Below are 18,201 nucleotides of genomic sequence, written 5' to 3' on the forward strand. Positions count from 1 at the left end.
GGGTTATTGGTGGGGTTCGACGTCGCCTGCGGCTGATTTCCCTGAGGGATCAACGCCTCTTGGCGGAAGGGGTGGGATTCGAACCCACGGTAGACTTGCGCCTACGGCGGTTTTCAAGACCGCTGCCTTAAACCACTCGGCCACCCTTCCAAGCCCTTGCCGAGGCAGGCGGATCTGCCTCGGCCGAAGCGCCGGGCCGGGACCCGCCGCTTCCGGTCGACAGCGCGACCGGCGCGTCCTGTCTATGGCTGCACGGAGGGCGCCGTCAACCGCCGGGGCGAAGGCCCGGGGCCGCGCCGGGGCCGGTCGCCGAGGCGGCGGGACGGGCGGCGCGGGGTTCAGGGTGCGAGGCGGCCGAGCCGGTCGAGGAGGGCGCGGTCGTGGAGGAGGGCCATGCGCTCCTTCGGGGTCAGCCAGGCCCGGGCCTCGGCGATGTCCTCCGCCTCCACCACCTTGGCCTGGGCCAGCGCCCGGTCGGGGTCGATGACCCCGCGCGGGCGCGGGGCGGTCTCGGGCAGCATCGCCGCATGGGCCGCGGCGAGGCCGGCATCGGCGTGCAGGGCGCCGAGCGCGTCCGCGTCGTCGAGGCCGGCCTCGGCGTTGCGCCGGCTCAGGGCGCCGGCCTGCGCCGCGATGGCGGGGGGGTCACGCTCTTCCGGGGTCATCAGCAGGCCGAGGCGCTTCAGGGCCAGCCCGAGGCCGAGCTGGCCGCTGGCCCAGGAGATCGGAATCGCCAGCACGAGGCCCAGGATGGTGGGCGACATCCAGAGGAACAGCGAGGTGGCGATGGCGAAGGCCGCCACGCCCGTCACCAGCCCCAGCGCCATGTGCCAGCGGTGGCGGCGCACGATGTCGGACCAGGGGATCGAGCCGTCGTCGCGCCTTTGCGGGTTCCAGCCGGTGTCGCGCCCGAGCAGGATCTGGAAGACCGAGCCCGACTGGATCAGCATCGCGATCGGGGCGATGAGCGCCGAGAGCAGGATCTCGATCAGGCTCGACAGGACGAGGCGGATGCCGCCTCCGCAGGCCCGGCGCACGGGGCCGTCGCGCAGCGCCAGGATCAGGCCGAGGAATTTCGGGGCGAGCAGGATGCCCATGGTCAGGCCGAAGAGCTGGAGCGCGCGCACGGGATCGAAGCGCGGCCAGACCGGGTAGAGCCCGAACTCGGAGGTGAAGTATTCGGGCCGCACATAGGCGGTCTGGAGCACCAGGGCGATGCCGACCACGAGCTGGGCGAGCCAGAGGGGCGAGGCGACGTAGCCGGCGATGCCGGTGGCGAAGTGCTGGCGGGAGGCGAGGGCCAGCCCCGCCGTGCCGATGATGCGGCTGTGCTGGAGGTTGCCCTGCGCCCAGCGCCGGTCGCGCACCGCGACGTCGATGAGCGAGGGCGGGCTCTCCTCGTAGGAGCCGGGCAGGGCCGGCAGCATGGTCACGCTCCAGCCGGCCCGCCGGATCAGGGCCGCCTCCACGAAGTCGTGGCTGAGCACGTGGCCGCCGAAGGGCGGCTTGCCCGGAAGGTCGGGCAGCCCGCAGGCGGCCGCGAAGGCGCGGGTGCGGATGATGGCGTTGTGGCCCCAGTAATTGCCGTCGCGGCCCGACCAGACGGACAGCCCCGTGGCGATGACCGGCCCGTAGATCCGCGCGGCGAATTGCTGGACCCGGGCGAAGAGCGTGTTGCGGTTGATGATCAGCGGCAGCGACTGGATGATGCCGGCATCCGGGTCCGCCTCCATGGCGGCGGCGAGATGCACCACGCAGGCGCCGGTCATCAGGCTGTCGGCGTCGAGCACCAGCATGTGGTCGTAGGCCCCGCCCCAGCGGGAGACGAAGTCGCCGATGTTGCCGGCCTTGCGGTGGTGGTTCTTCGGCCGGTGCCGGTAGTAGAGCCGGCCCTGCGCCCCCCAGCGGGCGCGCAGGGCCAGGAAGGCGCGCTCCTCGGCGATCCAGGCATCCCCTTGGGTCGAATCCGACAGGACGAAGTAGTCGAAGGCCGCGCCGTGGCCGGTGGCGTCGATCTCGGCCCGCATCGCCTCGACGCCCGCGAAGGTCCGCGCCGTGGCCTCGTTGTAGACCGGCATCACCACCGCGGTGCGGGTGGTGAGCCGCGCCGGCAGGGCCGGGGTCTTCAAGCCCCGCAGGAGCACGAGGAAGCCGAGGATCGCGCCCGTGAAGGCCAGCGCGATCCAGGAGAAGTTCAGGGTGAAGAGGGCAAGCAGCACGTATTGCAGCGCCGTGGTGCCACCCGAGACCGCCACCACCTCGTACATCTGCAGGGCGCCGTAGGCGGTGAGGAGCGCCGCCCCCCCGAAGACGAAGGCGCGGGCGAGCCAGGGTTTCGCGTGGGACACGGCCGGCCGGTGGCCCTCGGCCGGGTCCCAGCGCTCGAGGTCCTGCACCGGCATCGGCAGCGGCGCCTCGGGCGGCATCGCGGCGGCGAAGGGCAGGGGAGCCGCCTGGGGCGGGGACGCGATCTCGGCCGGGGGCGCGATGGCGGGGGAGAGCGGGGATGCGGTCACGGGGTCCAACGGTAGAGCCAGGTTTCGGTGAGCGGGGCGCCGGCGCGCTGCAGGGCGAGCCGCAATTCGCAGGATTTCTCGCCCTTCGGATCGAGCTCGAAGGCCACCCGCAGGGTGTCGCGCTCGGGGTAGCGGTAGAGGGTGCTCGACGGGATCGCCCCGGAGGCGGCGCCGAGCTGGGTCTGGATGTCGCCGGGGGCGGCGATGCCCTCGCCGGTGAAGTCCACCAGGAACAGGCGGCGGTTGTCGGGCCCGCGCCCGCTGCGCGTGCCCGAGACCAGGGCCACCTTCGGCGGCTCGGGGGGCTGCCAGCACCAGTGCTGGCGGTAGCTGAAGGGCATCTCGGCCCCGGCCGCCAGGGTCGCCTTCGGGCGCCAATAGGCGAGCACGTTCTCGTTGAACTCGGAATCGCTGGGGATCTCCAGCAGGGTCACCGTCCCCGGTCCCCAGGCGCCCAGGGGCTCGAGCCAGAGGGAGGGGCGCCACTCCCAGTGCTGCACGTCGTCCTGGAAGGCGGCGTAGTCCCGCGCCCGCTGCATCAGGCCGAAGCCCTCCGGGTTCTCGTCCACGAAGGAGGAGATCTGCAGGGTCTGGGGGTTGCGTACCGGGCGCCAGATCGCCTCGCCGAACCCGGTCCGGATCTGCAGGCCGCCGCTGGCGAAGGCGCCCGCGCGGGCGTCGTCGGCCCCGCGCCGGTCGTGGGGGCCGAACAGGTAGCTCGTGGTCATGCCGCCGAGGCCGAGATGGTCGATGGCCGCGCGGGCGAAGACCGTGCCCTCGACGTCGCAGAGGGAGGCGTCGCCGGGGCGGAGACTCATGCGCAGGGCCGCCGCCGCGGAGGGCGAATCCACCAGGGCGTGCAGGACCAGGGGGCCGCCGGGGCCGGGCCGCTCGATCCAGATCGCGCGGAATTCGGGGAATTCCTCGCCCTTGGCGTCGGCCGGGCGCAGGGTCAGGGCCCGGGCCGTGACGCCGAAGCCCTGGCCGGTGGCCAGGAGGCGGAAGAACGACGCCCCCTGAAACATCGCGAAGTCGCTGAGCTCGCCCCCGCGGAAGCGGGCGCGGACGCGAAAGCCCGAATAGCCGGGGTCGTCCTTGAGGGTGGGGAGGGCGATCCCGTCCGTCTCGAACCGGGCCGGGTCGTAGGGCAGGGCGCGCACGACGCCCTCCTCCACCAGGGCGAGCGCCACGCGGGAGCGGAACACCGAGCCGCGATGCAGGGGCTCGAGGGTGAAGCCGAGGTCCGCCTCGGCCCAGACCGCGCTGCCGGGCCGGGTCCGGATGGCGGCGTATTGCTCGCGGTTGAGGCCGGTGAGGGCGTCGGGCAGGTCGTCGGTGCGGGGCGCCGCGTAGGGGCGCTTGGCGAGCGCCCGGGCCAGATCCGTGACGAGGCCGGGCTGGAACGGCGTGCCTTCTGCGGGCAGGGCCGGGGCCTCGTCGGCGACGGCGGCGCGGGGCAGGGCGGCGAGGCCGACGGCCAAGGTGGCGAGGCCGGCCTGCCGCAGCACGGTGCGGCGGCTGGGATCGCCGGCGGTCGGGTCGTCGGGGAAATCCGGGTTCGGCGGCGTCATCGGGTCCGTCTGGTCGGCGCGGGCTGCGCGGAGAAGGCGAGGGGCTGCGGGCGGTCTACCATGCGGAGCCCTGAACCGGTGCTTAAGCCGTCCCGGACCACGGCGGTCAACGCCGGAGGGCTCCGGACCGTTCGTTCGGGGCGCGGAAACGTGTCCGGCGCGGGATCCGGACTTGAAACGGCCCCGTCCGCGCTTTAGCCGGCGGGAAGCAACAGCTTGGGGCAGCGGCGGAACGTGCGATGACGGACCAGACGACCGGGAAGACGGGGCGCAGCCTCACCGCCATCGTGCTCGCCGCCGGCAAGGGCACGCGGATGCGCTCGGACCTGCCGAAGGTGCTGCACCGGGTCGCCGGCCGGACCATGCTGGGGCACGTGCTCGCCGCGGCGCGGGGCGCCGGGGCCGGCCGCATCGCCGTGGTGGTGGAGCCGGGCCAGGAGGCGGTCGCCCGCGAGGTCGCCGCCCTGGCGCCCGGCGCCGCGACCTACCCGCAGGCCGAGCGCCTCGGCACCGCGCACGCGGTGCTGGCCGCCCGCGCGGCCCTGGAGGCGGGCGACGACGACGTGGTGATCGCCTTCGGCGACACGCCGCTGATCACCGCCGCGACCCTGTCGCGCCTGCGGGCCCCCCTGGCGGAGGGGGCGGCCGTCGCGGTGCTGGCGTTCCGGACGCCGAACCCGGCCGGCTACGGCCGGGTGCTGACGGACGGGGACCGCGTGCTGGCGATCCGCGAGGAGAAGGATGCGAGCGCGGCGGAGCGCGCCGTCACCCTGTGCAATGCCGGCCTGATGGCCCTGTCGGGCGCCCGCGCCCTCGCCCTTCTCACCCGCATCGGCAACGCCAACGCGGCGGGCGAGTACTACCTGCCCGACGCCGTCGGCCTCGCGGTGGCGGACGGCCTGGCCGTGGCGGTGGTGCCGGTGTCGGAGGCCGAGGCGCAGGGGGTCAACGACCGGGTCCAGCTCTCGGTCGCCGAGGCCGAGATCCAGGGGCGCCTGCGCCGGGCGGCCCAGACGGCGGGGGCGACCCTGATCGCGCCGGAGACGGTTTTCTTCCATGTCGACACGGTGTTGGGGCGGGACGTTCTCGTGGAACCTCACGTGGTGTTCGGGCCCGGCGTGACGGTGGGCGACGCCTGCGTGGTGCATGCCTTCTCGCATCTGGAGGGCGCCACGCTTGAGCCCGGCGTGCAGGTCGGCCCCTATGCCCGCCTGCGCCCCGGCGCGGTGCTGGAGACGGGCGCGCGCATCGGCAACTTCGTCGAGGTCAAGAACGCCCGCATGGGCGCGGGCGCCAAGGCCAACCACCTGACCTATGTGGGCGATGCCGAGGTCGGGGCGGGCGCCAATCTCGGGGCCGGCACCATCACCTGCAACTACGACGGGGTGAACAAGCACCGGACGCGGATCGGGGCGGGGGCCTTCATCGGCTCCAACACCGCCCTGGTGGCCCCGGTCAGCGTCGGGGCGGGGGCCATCGTGGGCGCCGGCTCGGTGATCGCCGGCGACGTGCCGGAGGACGCCCTGGCGGTCACGCGGGCCCGCCAGCGCACCCTGCCCGGCTGGGCGCCGGGCAAGCGCGCGGCCCTGCAGGCGGAGAAGGCGGCGCGGGCCAAGAAAGCGCAGGACCTGTAGGCGCAGGACTTCTAGGCGAAGGAGCTGTCGGTTCAGGACGTGTGGGCGCCCGTCGGACGGTCGGGGCGTCCCGGCACCGCAAGCCCGCGTTCAGGATTGCCGGGGCAGACTGGCCACGGGGGCGGATGTCGCCCCCGGCCGGCCTTCGGGCCGGGTGGCTGGCGCGTGCCCGTCCCGATCCGGTACAAGCCCGGATGGGCCCGTGCGTGCCCGACCCCAGTGCCGGACTCCTGAGAGACCCAGACCCATGTGCGGAATCGTTGGTATCGTCGGACGGGACGCCGTGGCCGGGCAGTTGGTGGAAGCCCTGCGCCGGCTCGAATATCGCGGCTACGACTCGGCCGGCATCGCCACCGTGACGGGGGGACACCTGGAGCGCCGGCGGGCCGAGGGCAAGCTCTCCAACCTCGAGATGCGCCTGCGCGACGCGCCGCTGGGCGGCAGCCTCGGCATCGGCCACACCCGCTGGGCGACGCACGGGCGCCCCAACGAGACCAACGCCCACCCGCACGCCACCGCCCGGCTCGCGGTGGTCCACAATGGCATCATCGAGAATTTCCGCGCGCTGAAGGCCGAGCTCCAGGCGCAGGGCGTGCGCTTCGAGAGCGAGACCGACACCGAGGTCGTGGCCCAGCTCGTCAGCCACGCCATGGACCAGGGCCTCGGCCCCGTCGAGGCGGTGGCCGCCTGCCTGCCCCGCCTGCACGGGGCGTTCGCGCTGGGCTTCGTCTTCGCCGGGCACGACGACCTCCTGATCGGCGCCCGCCACGGGGCCCCGCTGGCCATCGGCTACGGCGAGGGCGAGACCTATCTCGGCTCGGACGCCCTGGCGCTGGCGCCGTTCACGGAAGCGATCACCTATCTCGACGAGGGCGACTGGGCGATCCTGTCGCGCGACGGCGCCGAGATCCGCGACCAGGCCGGCCGGCCGGTCACCCGCGAGCGCCAGCGCATCGTCGCCCAGGCCTTCCGGGTGGAGAAGGGCAACCACCGCCACTTCATGGCGAAAGAGATCCACGAGCAGCCCGAGGTGGTGGGCCGCACGCTCGCCCATTACGTCGACCTCGCCCAGGGGCGCGTCGCCCTGCCCGAGGCCCTGCCCTTCGACTTCGCCACGCTCTCGCGGATCTCGATCACCGCCTGCGGCACCGCCTATTATGCCGGGCTCGTGGCCAAGTACTGGTTCGAGAGCCTGGCGCGGCTGCCCGTCGAGATCGACGTGGCCTCGGAGGCGCGCTACCGCGAGCCGCCGCTGGACCGGGACGGGCTCACCCTCGTCATCTCGCAATCGGGCGAGACCGCCGACACCCTGGCCTCGCTCCGCTACGCCAGGGCGCAGGGCCAGCACACCCTGGCGGTGGTCAACGTGCCGACCTCCACCATCGCCCGGGAGGCCTCGGCCGTCGTGCCGACCCTGGCCGGCCCCGAGATCGGGGTCGCCTCCACCAAGGCGTTCTCGTGCCAGCTCACCGTGCTGCTGTGTCTGGCCATCCATGCGGGCCGGGCGCGCGGCACCCTGAGCCCGGAGGCGGAGCGCCGCCTCGTCGACGCGCTGATCACTGTGCCGGGCCTGATGGCCGATGCGACCAAGCTCGAAGGGTCGATCGAGGTCCTGGCCCGCGAGGTCGCCAAGGCCCGCGACGTGCTCTATCTGGGGCGCGGCACCAGCTACCCGATGGCGCTGGAAGGCGCCCTGAAGCTCAAGGAAATCAGCTACATCCACGCGGAAGGTTATGCGGCGGGTGAACTCAAGCACGGCCCCATCGCCCTCATCGACGAGAGCGTGCCGGTGATCGTGATCGCCCCCCACGACGCGATCTTCGAGAAGACGGTCTCAAACATGCAGGAGGTGGCCGCCCGCGGCGGGCGCATCATCCTGATCGGCGACGCGAAGGGCGCGGCCGCGGCCGGCCTCGACACCATGGCCACCGTGACCATGCCCGACCTCGACCCGGTGGTGGCGCCCATCGTCTACGCGGTGCCGATCCAGCTCATCGCCTACCACACCGCCGTCTTCATGGGCAAAGACGTCGACCAGCCGCGCAATCTCGCCAAGTCCGTCACGGTGGAATAGGCGCCCAACCCTCCGGGCCTCGAACGAAAAGGGGGCGCGGACCGGCCGGTCCGCGCCCCCTTTTCGTCGTTCGCAGGGATATGTCGTTCGCAGGGACCGGGCGCGGCGCGCCCGGTCCGTTTCGTGTCGGCTCACTCGGCCGGCTGCAGGGCCGGGAGCTCCGAGTCGAGGGGCATCGGGTTGCCGCCGAGGGCGGCGGCGAGCTTGACCTCGTCGACCTCGCCCTCCCAGCGGGCGACCACGATGCAGGCCACCGCGTTGCCGATGAAGTTGGTGAGCGCGCGGCACTCGGACATGAAGCGGTCGACGCCGAGGATCAGCGCCATGCCGACGACCGGCACCGAGGGGACCACCGCCAGCGTCGCCGCCAGGGTGATGAAGCCCGAGCCGGTAACGCCGGCCGCCCCCTTCGAGGAGAGCATCGCCACGAGGAGCAGCAGGCCCTGCTCGCCGTAGGTGAGCGGGGTGTCCGTCGCCTGGGCGATGAAGAGGGCCGCCATCGTCATGTAGATGTTGGTGCCGTCGAGGTTGAACGAGTAGCCGGTGGGGACCACGAGGCCGACGACGGGCTTGGAGCAGCCGGCGCGCTCCATCTTCTCCAGGAGCGAGGGCAGGGCGGACTCGGACGACGAGGTGCCGAGCACCAGCATCAGCTCCTCCTTGATGTAGCGGATGAGCTTGAGGATCGAGAAGCCGTTGTAGCGGGCGACCGCGCCGAGGACGCCCAGCACGAAGATCGCCGAGGTCAGGTAGAAGGCGCCGACGAGGTAGGCGAGGTTGGCGAGCGAGGCGATGCCGTACTTGCCGATGGTGAAGGCCATGGCGCCGAAGGCGCCGATGGGGGCGACCTTCATGATGATGTTGACGACGCCGAAGATGGCTTCCGACAGCACCTTGATGATGTCGAGCACCGGCTTGCCGCGGTCGCCCAGGAAGGCGAGGCCGAAGCCGAACAGCACCGAGAAGAACAGGACCTGGAGGATCTCGCCGCCCGCGAACGCACCCACCGCCGTGGACGGGATGATGTTCATCAGGAAGTCGGTGATCGTCTGCGTCTTCGCCTTGTCGGCGTACATCGCGATCGACTTCGGATCGAGGGACTTCGGATCGATGTGCATGCCCGAGCCCGGCTGGACCAGGTTCGCCACGATCAGGCCCACGATCAGGGCCAGCGTCGAGAAGGTGATGAAGTAGATCAGCGCCTTGCCGCCGACGCGGCCGACCTTCTCGAGATTGGTCATGCCGGCGATGCCGGAGACCACGGTGAGGAAGATCACCGGCGCGATGATCATCTTGACGAGCTTGATGAAGGCGTCGCCGAGCGGCTTCATGTCCGCGCCGACCTGCGGATAGAAGTGGCCGAGGGTGATGCCGATCGCCACCGCGACCAGGACCTGGAAATACAGGGTCCGGTAGATGGGCTTGGGCTTGGGCGGCGCGTGCGGCGCGGTGAGGGGCAGTGGTACAGCGGCCATGAAGGCGTTCTCCCGATGGATCTCTCGAAGGGTGTCGGTTCGGCCCCGGGGCGTCGCCCCGGCATCCGTCCGCTCTTGGTCTTGCGTCCGTCGGGCCCCGCCCTCCCGGCCGTGCCCGGCAGGGGCACGGGGGCGGGGCGTCGGCCCGTCGGCGGTCAGCCCTGCGATCGCTGCAGGGCTGCCTTACCCCCTCGGAATGGCAACCGGCGTGCCAGCCCCGGAACGATCGAAACTTTTCGTTAAACACCTGAAATCAGGATCGTTTTTTCGATGAGTGCGCGGCCTCCGGCGCAGCGCCTGGCGAAAACCCGGACCTGGCCGGGAAATCCTTTCCGGAAATTCGCAGAGGCGCGGAGGGTATGAGGCCGGTGTCCCGACCGATCGAGGCGCATCCGGCGCGGGTGCACGTGCCGAGCCCCCGGAGCCTGGCCCTGCTCGCCAGCGTGGTGGCGATCCTGCTCGCCGCCTGGGTCGCCGGCGGCGTCGCCGAGCGCTGGGCCCTGGCCGACCTGCGCCGCACGGCCGAGGCGACCCTGGGGCTGCAGGTCGGGAGCCTGGCGGCCGAGATGCAGAAGCAGACCTCGCTGCCCCTGGCCCTGGCGGCCGATCCGGAGATCGCCGCCGCGGCCGAGCCCGCGCCCTCGGAGGCCCTGATCGGCCGGGTGAACCGTCGCCTCGCCGCGGTGGCCGAGGCGACGGGCTCGGCGGTGATCTACGTGATCCGCCCGGACGGCATCACGGCGGCGGCCAGCAACGCGCAGGGCCAGGGCAGCTTCCTCGGCCGGGACTACGCCTTCCGGCCCTATTTCCGGCAGGCGATGCGCGACGGGGCCGGCTCGCAATTCGCCCTCGGCACCGTCAGCGGCCGGGCCGGCTTCTACCTGTCCCGGCGGATCGGCGCCGCCGGCGGCGTCGTGGTGGTCAAGATCGAGTTCGACGCGGTCGAGGCCGGCTGGCGCGCGGCGGGGGGCGGGGTCTTCGTCGTCGATGCGCGCGGCATCGTCCTGGTGGCGAGCGAGCCGGCCTGGCGCTTCACCACCCTGCGGCGGATCGACGAGGCCGAGCGCCGGCGCATCCGCGAGGCCCTGGAATTCGGCGCCGCCCCCCTCGACGACATGCCGCTCTATCCCGTCGCCGGCGCGGCGGACCTCGTGCGCGTCGGCCAGGGCGCACGGCCGGCCTGGGCCGCGCTGCGCCTCGACGCGCCGGTCCCCGGCACCACGTGGCGCCTCCATACCCTCACCCCCCTGGGGGGCATGGTGGAGCGCGAGCGGGTCCAGGCCTGGATCATCGCCGGCCTGGTCACGGGGCTCGCCTGCCTCGGCCTCACCGCGCTGGCGGGCCGGGGCCGGCGCAACCGCGAGCGCCTCGCCCGCGCCTCGGCCCAGCGGGACGCCCTCGAGGCCCGGGTCCGGGAACGGACCCTGGCCCTCACCGACGCCAACCGGCTGCTGCGGCTCGAGATCGACGAGCGGCAGCGGGCGGAGGCCGAGCGCGAGCGCCTCGGGCGCGAACTCGCCCAGGCGGGGCGCCTGGCCGCCCTCGGGCAGTTCGCCGCCAGCATGGCCCACGAGATCAACCAGCCGCTGGCCGCCATCCGCTCCTACGCCGACAACGCCGCCACCCTGGTCCGGCGCGGGCGGATGGAGGAGGCGGCGGAGAACGCCGTCGCCATCGGCCGCCTGACCGACCGCATCGGCGGATTGACGCGCCAGCTCAAGGGCTTCGCCCGGCGCTCCTCGGGCAAGCGGGAGCCGGTGGCCCTGGCCGAGATCCTGCGCAACGGCCTGGAGCTGGTGGAGGCCCGGGCGGCGGCGGCCGGCATCCCCCTGGCGCTGGAGGCGGGCGCCCCCGGCCTGCGCGTGCTCGGCGACGGGCCGCGCCTCGAACAGGTCGTGGTGAACCTGCTCCAGAACGCCCTCGACGCCGTGCAGGGCCGGCCCGACCCCCAGGTCGGGCTGAAGGTCGTGGAGGGGCCGGAGGAGGTCGCCGTCGAGGTCCGCGACAGCGGGCCCGGCATGCCCGAGGCGGTGCGGGCGCAGGTCTTCGACGCCTTCTTCACCACCAAGTCGGACGGGCTCGGGCTCGGGCTCGCCATCGCCCGCGGAATCGTCGAGGATTGCGGCGGCAGCCTCACCGTCCGGGACGACCCGGCCGGCGGCACGATCTTCCGGATGGCGCTGGCGAAGGCCCCGGCCCGCGCGACGGCCGGGGCGGCGGAGACGACGACGTGAGCGAGACCATGGATGGGGCAGCCTCGGCCGAGCGGGTCGTGTTCATCGACGACGAGGCGGATGTCTGCCGCGCCAACCGCCAGAGCCTGGAACTCGACGGGTTCACGGTGGAGACCTTCGGGGCGGCCGGGCCGGCCCTGGCCGCGATCCTCGCCGATCCGCCCGGCCTCGTCATCACCGACGTGCGCCTGCCCGACCTCGACGGCAACGCGCTGTTCGCGCGCCTGCGGACGATCGACCCGGACCTGCCGGTGATCCTGATCACCGGCCACGGCGACATCCGCATGGCGGTGGCGGCGATCCGCGACGGCGCCTGCGACTTCCTGGCCAAGCCCTACCCGGTGGAGGCGCTGCTGGTCTCGGCCCGGCGCGCCCTGGAGCGGCGGCGCCTCGTCCTCGAGAACCGCCAGCTGCGGGCGCGCCTCGACGCGGCCCTGGAGGAGGACCCGGCCTTCCTCGGCGTCTCGCCCGAGATCGTGCGCCTGCGCCAGCTCGTGCGCGAGGTGGCCCATGCCGACGTGGACGTGCTCGTGTTCGGCGAGACCGGCGCGGGCAAGGAGGTGGTGGCGAGCGCGCTGCACCGCTGGGGCCGGCGGGCCAAGCGCAACTTCGTGGCGATGAATTGCGGCGCGCTGCCCGACAGCGTCGCCGAGAGCGAATTGTTCGGCCACGAGGCCGGGGCCTTCACGGGCGCCGTGAAGCGCCGGGTCGGCCGGATCGAGCACGCGCAGGGCGGCACGCTCTTCCTCGACGAGATCGAGAGCATGCCGCTCAACCTGCAGGTGAAGATGCTGCGGGTGCTGCAGGAGCGCAAGGTCGAGCCCCTGGGCAGCAACGAGACGCTGCCCATCGACATGCGGGTGGTGGCCGCCACCAAGGTCGATCTCGGCCAGGCGGCGGCGCAGGGCACCTTCCGCGACGACCTCTATCACCGGCTCAACGTGATCACGATCGCGATCCCGCCCCTGCGGAACCGGCGCGAGGACGTGATCCTGCTCTTCCAGGAATTCCTCCGGCGCGCCGCCGCCCGCTTCGGCCGCGAGGTTCCGGCCATCAGCGGCCCGGTGCTGGAGCACCTGCGCCGGCACGACTGGCCCGGCAACGTGCGCGAGCTCGGCCACTTCGCCGAGCGCTACGCCCTGGGCCTGGGCGCCCTCGACCTCGCCGCGCCCGAGATCGTCACCGCCGGCACCCTGGCCGAGCAGGTCGACCGCTTCGAGCGCAGCCTCATCCGCGAGGAGCTGATCATGGCGGGCGGGGATGTCCGGGTCGCGGCGGAATCCCTGGGGACCCCGCGCAAGACCCTCTACGACAAGATCGCCCGCCACGGGCTCACGCCCACCGACTACCGCTGAGGCGCGGAAGGCCTCGTCCGCACCGGGCTCAGCGGGCCGACGGCCCCGTCAGCGCGAGGGGACCGAGGCCGGCCGTCGCGGTCCGGGGCGCCCGCCGCGGCCCGGCATAGCGGGCGAGCTTGCGGGCCGCGAGGGCGAACAGGCCCGCCAGGGCGAGGAGGGTCGCGTCGAAGCCGACGAAGCGCGCCGTCCCGGCCGTCAGTCCCGCCCAGCCGTGATCGACCAGGGCGAGGTCGGCCGCCACCACCGCGAGGTAGAGGCCGGCCGTCGCGGTCAGCGCCAGGCCCCAGGCCCGGCGCCCCGGGCCGGGCAGGACCGCGAGGGTGAGGAGGAGCCAGGTGCCGAAGAAGGCGCCGATCTCCCACTCCGCCCGCCCGGGCAGGGCGAGGGGAAGGAGGCGGTTGGCCAGGAAGTAGGCCGCGATCGCCGCCGGGAGCCCGGCGACGGCGCCGATGTTCAGGGCCTGGACGAGGCGCAGGCCAGGCAAGCCCCGCTCGCCGGGCCGGGGCAGGCGCGCCACCGACCAGAGCACCAAGCCGGTGGCCACCATGGCCGAGCCCATCAGGCCGCAGAGGAAGAACAGCCCGCGCAGGGCCGGCCCGGCGAAATGCGCCTCGTGCAGGCCGACCATCGTGGTGAAGGTCCGGGTCGCCGGCTTGAGGCCGCCCTGCCGGACCTCCCGCACCGCGCCCGTCACCCCGTCGAAGGCGACCTGCGGATGGGCGTGCGAGAGCCCGTGCGGCTCCTCGAACACCGCCGTCACCACCGCATGGGCGTCCCGCGGGTTGGCGATGGAGAGCCGCTCCAGGGGCTCGGGCACCCGCGCCAGGGCCGCGCGCACCATCGGGCCGATGGGCGCCAGGGTGCCGGGCTGCCCGGCGGGCGGGCGGGGGGCCGGGATCTGGCCGCTCTCGGCAAAGAAGGTCTGCGCTTCGCCCCGGTAGGCCGCCGTGACGCCCCAGGGCATGTACATCACGCTCAGGGTGACGAGGCCCGTATAGGTGATCATCAGGTGGAAGGGCAGCGCCAGCACGCCGGTGACGTTGTGCGCGTCGAGCCAGCCGCGCCGGGGCGCCTTGTCCCGCCGCAGGGTGAAGAAGTCCGCGAAGAGGCGCCGGTGCGTGATCACGCCCGAGATCAGCGCCACCAGCATGATCATGGCGCAGATCCCGACGATCCAGCGGCCCCAGAGGGGCGGCATGTGGAGCTCGAAGTGGAAGCGGTAGAGGAAGTCGCCGCCCTTCGTGTCGCGGATCGCCGCCGGCGCGCCGGTCGCCGGGTCGAGGCGGGCCTGCCCCGGCGGGGTGCCGGGCCTCGTCCGCCAGAACAGGTCGATGACCGGGCTGTCGGGCGTCGGCAGGCCGATGAACCAGGTCCGCGCCCCGCCCGCATGCCGCTGGAGATGCGCGACGCCGAGCTCGGCCGCCCGCGCCAGGGAATCGGGAGAAAAGGCGTCGGGCGAGAGCGCCTCGACCGGGCGGAGCTCGGGCCGCATCCAGCGCGAGACGTCCGCCCGGTAGTAGCTCGCCGTGCCGGTGACGAAGACCGCCAGCAGGACCCAGCCGACGACGAGGCCGGACCAGGTGTGGAGCCAGGCCATGGCCTGGCGGAAGCTCGTTCCCATCGCGTCCTCCGGGGGGATGTGGGCGGCGGCGGCGCGCGAACCCCGGCGCCTACCAGCGGTAGCGCAGGGTGGCGTAGACGGTGCGGGGCAGGCCGTAATAGCATCCGGAATAGCCGAAGCACCCGGTAACATACTGCTCGTCGAGGAGGTTCTGCACGTTCACCTGCATGGTGAACCCCTGCAGTGTCGGATCGATGTACTTCAGGTCGTAGGTGGCAAGGGCATCGACGAGGACGCTCTCGGGAACCTTGAAGGTGTTGGCCGGGTCGCCCCAGGACGAGCCGAGGTAGCGCACGCCGCCGCCGAGGCCGAGCCCCAGCAGGGGACCGCTGGTGAAGCGGTAATCCGCGAACAACGAGACCGTCGTGTCCGGCACCTGAACCGGGCTCCGGCCGAGGAGCGGCACGGGCTGGCCGGTGAGGGCGTTCCGGGTGCTGGTGATGTCCGCGACGTTTCGGATGTCGAGGAACGAGACGCCACCGATCAGCGTCAGGCTCTCGCTGAGATTCGCCCGCGCCTCGAACTCGACGCCTTGCACGCCGACCGCGCCGGTCTGCACGACGAACTGGCTGCGGCCGGGCGCGGGGTCCGTCTGGGTCGCGTTCGAGCGGCGGATGTCGAAGGCGGCGGCGGTCAGCAGGATGTCGGTGCCGGGCGGCTGGTACTTGATGCCGGCCTCGAACTGGTCGCTGGAGATCGGGTCGGGAACCCGCCCGGCGGCTCCGAAGGCGGTATCGAAGATCCGCCCGTTGACGATCGGCTCGAAGGCCTCGCTGTAGGAAACGTACGGGGCGAAGCCGTTGTCGAACAGGTAGAGCAGGCTCGCCCGGCCCGTGAAGGCGTCGGAGGGCACGTTCTGGTTGGCGACTGCCCCCGTGGCGAGGGTTCGGGTGGGGCCGGACTGGCGGGCGACGTCGTAGCGGCCGCCCAGCGTCAGCACGAGCCGGTCGAACTTGATCTGGTCCTGGAAGTAGACGCCGGTCTGCTCGGAAGTGATCCGGGCATCCGCCGTGAAGGCCGGGAACGCGAGGTTCATGTCGTAGTTCGGCGTCAGCGCATTCAGGCTGGTCGTCCGCGGGAACGGACCGGACAGGGTCCGGGTCTCAAAGGTCCGGTGGTCGACGCCGACGAGGGCCGTGTGCGCAAGGAATCCCGTGTCGAAGGTGGCGACCGCGTTCGAGTCGATGGCGAAGGCATCGATCCCGACTTGCGTGCCGCCGATCGACCGGTTGATCAGGGGCCCGCTGGCGAAGGGGGTGTTCACGGTGTCGTCGAGTGTCGTGAAGACGCTCCGGTAATTGCCCTCCGTGCGCAGGTAGCGGCCGGCGGAGTGGAAGCGCAGGTTCTCGTTCACGCGGTGGTCGAAGATGTAGCTGATCGAGGCCTGCGTGCGGTCCGAGCGCTCGATGTTGCGGTCGCCGTCGTAGAAATCGACCGGCAGGCGGCCGATGACGCCGTTACCGAAGTTGCGCGGGAACAGCGAGCCCACCGCCGGAACGCCACCATAGAAGCCCGAGAACGGATCGCGCTGGTAGTTGCCGATGATGGTCAGCGAGGTGTCGGTCGAGGGCCGCCAGGTGATGCTGGGGTTGATGAAGAAGCGCTCGACCTGCGTGGTCACCGCCGGGCCGTCGCCCTTCCAGCCGAGGCCAACCACGCGATAGGCGAACTGGTCCGCGAGCGGGCCCGCCTCGGCCGGGATCGGGCCGCCCACGTCGAAGCCGCCGCGCACCTCGTTGAAGCCGCCGCCCTGGACGAAGATCTCCCCGTGCTGGGCGAAGCGCGGCACCTTGGAGACGAGGTTGACGATGCCGCCCGGGCCGGACTGCCCGTAGAGCACCGAGGCCGGCCCCTTGATGATGTCGACGCGCTCCACCCGGTAGGGATCGACCGAAGGCGTCGCGTCACGGCTGCCGGGCAGGGGCAGACCGTCGAGGAAGAGCGGCGCGGCGAAGCCGCGGATGAAGAACTGGTCCGTTCGCGTGGCACCGGCGCCTCCGCGCTGCTCCGTCGTGACGCCGGGCGCGTAGCGCAGGGCCTGGTTGAGGGTGAGGGCGTTCTGGTCCTCGATCTGCTGGCGGCCGATCACCGAGATCGACTGCGCGGTCTCCAGGATCGGCGTGTCGGTCTTGGTCGCGACCCGGCTCTGGGTGGCGACGTAGCCGCGCACGGGGCCGACCGCGCCGCCGGGCTGGCTTCCGGAGGCGTTCCGGCCCGCGCCGGCCCCCTCCACCGAGAGGGTGTCGAGGGTCACCGTCTCGGTGCCCGCCTGCGCCCGCGCCTCCCGGAACGGGAGACCGACGGCAGCAACGCCGGACAACAGCGTTGCAACGAGACAGCGTTGGGCTGCTCCGGTCATGGCACGGGACCTATCATTCAACGCAAAACGGATCACGGCCGAAGATCACTTCAGGCAGCGCTCGGAGTCGATGCCACGAACTTGAATTGACTTACTGTCGGTGGCGCGAAAACGTCTTGGCAGGATTCGTAATTCAACCGCAAGAGATATGTTTTCGACTTATTCCAGCTTAGAACTGCCGCACGAACGCTATCCGCACGCAGCGCTTAATCCCGACCCGCGCGAAAAAATCCGCCGTGCGGCCCGAAGCGCACAGGGTCCGGCGTGCCGAGAAGTCGCGAGCGTCCCGGGGCAGGGCGCGGACCGCGACCCACGGTCGTATTCCCGATCGGTGCCGGAAGATGTGGTGGGGTCCCCGGGCCGCCCCATGACACGCGCGGACCGAACGGGTGCGTCGAATGCGAACACGCCGTAGAAGAGAGGCGGGAGATCCGGTGTCCTTCGGTGCCGGAGCGCGAACAGGAGCGTCGATGACTTCGCTGATCTTCTCGGTGTCGAACCCCGACGGCGACGGCGTCTACCGGATGGAGGCGACGAAGACCGCGCGCGGCGTGCGTTTCACGTGCACCTGCCCGGAGGGCGTCGCGCAGGCGCATTGCGAGCACCGCATCGCCCTGCTCCTCGGGGAGGTCGGCCACCTCGCCTCGGTCGATCCCGCGACGGTGGCGGCGCTCTCCGCCCTGACCCGGGGCTCGCCCCTGATGCACGCCGTCCACCGGCTGGCGCAGGCGGAGGCCGCCGAGGCCGAGGCCCGCGCCGACCTGGAGCGGGCCCGGCAGGTGCTCGCCACCATCCTGGGCGGCTGAAGCCGGCCATCCCGGGCGGCTGAATCGCCGCCGTCGCGGGCGGCCGCGGGGGGGGCGCCCGGCTCAGCCCCGGTCGGGCCGCGCTTCCCAGATCGCCGCCTCCACGAAGGGGCGCTTCAGCTGCGGACCGGCGCCGCTGCGCAGGACGAAGTCGTTGGCGCCGGGATGGTGGCGGATCGCCTTGGCGAGGTTGAGCCGGTAGCCCGCCCCGAACACGTAGGGGGGCGCCATCGGGTCGGCCATGTAGGCGTCGACGGCCGCCGTCACCTCGGTGGCGGGGATGAGGCCCAGGTCGCACAGGGCGCGAATCGTCAGCTTCTCGGTCATGGGCTCCTCCATAGGCCCCCGGGCGGCGCCGCCGCAACGCGGCCCGTCGCCCGGGGCGCGGACGCGGTCTTGAGCCGCGGGGGCGCAGGGGCTACCTCTGGGGACGGGGCCAAGCTTGCCGGACCCCCGGCTCCGCGCCGCGCGCGGGGCAGGGGCGGTCCGCGCAGAGGCGTTCCGAGACGCCGTCCCCCGGCCGAAAGTGCATCCGTGGCGCCCACCCTTCCCC

11 protein-coding genes and 1 tRNA gene are annotated in these 18,201 nt (G+C 72.6%); 5 read left to right on the forward strand and 7 right to left on the reverse strand.

From position 1 onward, the window contains the following. Nucleotides 1–60: 60 nt before the first annotated feature. The 3 genes from AC3WLN_RS20315 to AC3WLN_RS20325 form a co-directional block, all read right to left on the reverse strand. Nucleotides 61–150, reverse strand: a tRNA-Ser gene (locus tag AC3WLN_RS20315). Nucleotides 151–338: 188 nt separating this feature from the next. Further along, on the reverse strand, nucleotides 339–2,489 hold the full coding sequence (gene mdoH, locus AC3WLN_RS20320) for a glucans biosynthesis glucosyltransferase MdoH (RefSeq protein WP_492484303.1): 2,151 nt from the start codon (nucleotides 2,487–2,489) through the stop codon (nucleotides 339–341). 23 nt (nucleotides 2,490–2,512) lie between these two features. Then, entirely contained in the window at nucleotides 2,513–4,087 is a 1,575-nt protein-coding gene (locus tag AC3WLN_RS20325) for an OpgD/OpgG family glucan biosynthesis protein (RefSeq protein WP_492484287.1), read from the reverse strand. 239 nt (nucleotides 4,088–4,326) lie between these two features. On the opposite strand from AC3WLN_RS20325, the gene glmU reads away from it, so the two are divergent. Both glmU and glmS read left to right on the forward strand, forming a co-directional pair. Next, on the forward strand, nucleotides 4,327–5,721 hold the full coding sequence (glmU, locus tag AC3WLN_RS20330; protein WP_492484289.1) for a bifunctional UDP-N-acetylglucosamine diphosphorylase/glucosamine-1-phosphate N-acetyltransferase GlmU: 1,395 nt from the start codon (nucleotides 4,327–4,329) through the stop codon (nucleotides 5,719–5,721). A 247-nt stretch (nucleotides 5,722–5,968) separates the two neighbouring features. Continuing rightward, complete coding sequence (gene glmS / locus AC3WLN_RS20335) at nucleotides 5,969–7,795, forward strand: glutamine--fructose-6-phosphate transaminase (isomerizing) (protein ID WP_492484291.1); 1,827 nt, start codon at nucleotides 5,969–5,971, stop codon at nucleotides 7,793–7,795. A 131-nt stretch (nucleotides 7,796–7,926) separates the two neighbouring features. On the opposite strand, the gene AC3WLN_RS20340 is transcribed toward glmS, so the two are convergent. Then, nucleotides 7,927–9,270 carry a dicarboxylate/amino acid:cation symporter gene (locus AC3WLN_RS20340; RefSeq protein ID WP_492484293.1) on the reverse strand — a complete coding sequence of 448 codons (1,344 nt, stop codon included), beginning with the start codon at nucleotides 9,268–9,270 and terminating at the stop codon, nucleotides 7,927–7,929. Between the two features lie 359 nt (nucleotides 9,271–9,629). Between AC3WLN_RS20340 and AC3WLN_RS20345 the strand changes: the two genes are divergently transcribed. Together AC3WLN_RS20345 and AC3WLN_RS20350 are read left to right on the forward strand one after the other, a co-directional pair. Further along, complete coding sequence (locus AC3WLN_RS20345; RefSeq protein ID WP_492484295.1) at nucleotides 9,630–11,504, forward strand: sensor histidine kinase; 1,875 nt, start codon at nucleotides 9,630–9,632, stop codon at nucleotides 11,502–11,504. Further along, nucleotides 11,501–12,859: a sigma-54-dependent transcriptional regulator gene (locus AC3WLN_RS20350; protein WP_492484297.1), complete on the forward strand. Its 1,359-nt coding sequence runs from the start codon at nucleotides 11,501–11,503 to the stop codon at nucleotides 12,857–12,859. Before AC3WLN_RS20345 ends, AC3WLN_RS20350 begins: the two co-directional genes overlap by 4 nt. Before the next feature lie 28 nt (nucleotides 12,860–12,887). Here AC3WLN_RS20350 and AC3WLN_RS20355 read toward each other — a convergent pair whose 3' ends face one another. Further along, on the reverse strand, nucleotides 12,888–14,483 hold the full coding sequence (locus tag AC3WLN_RS20355) for a PepSY-associated TM helix domain-containing protein (RefSeq protein WP_492484298.1): 1,596 nt from the start codon (nucleotides 14,481–14,483) through the stop codon (nucleotides 12,888–12,890). 49 nt (nucleotides 14,484–14,532) lie between these two features. Next, nucleotides 14,533–16,842: a TonB-dependent siderophore receptor gene (locus tag AC3WLN_RS20360; RefSeq protein WP_492484300.1), complete on the reverse strand. Its 2,310-nt coding sequence runs from the start codon at nucleotides 16,840–16,842 to the stop codon at nucleotides 14,533–14,535. Between the two features lie 470 nt (nucleotides 16,843–17,312). Here AC3WLN_RS20360 and AC3WLN_RS20365 point away from each other — a divergent pair, with 470 nt between their 5' ends. Then, entirely contained in the window at nucleotides 17,313–17,648 is a 336-nt protein-coding gene (locus tag AC3WLN_RS20365) for a hypothetical protein (protein WP_492484301.1), read from the forward strand. A 63-nt stretch (nucleotides 17,649–17,711) separates the two neighbouring features. On the opposite strand, the gene AC3WLN_RS20370 is transcribed toward AC3WLN_RS20365, so the two are convergent. Continuing rightward, nucleotides 17,712–17,975: a hypothetical protein gene (locus AC3WLN_RS20370; protein ID WP_463778257.1), complete on the reverse strand. Its 264-nt coding sequence runs from the start codon at nucleotides 17,973–17,975 to the stop codon at nucleotides 17,712–17,714. Between the last annotated feature and the right edge of the window lie 226 nt (nucleotides 17,976–18,201).

The sequence above is a fragment of the Methylobacterium sp. FW306-05-D genome (assembly GCF_058782155.1).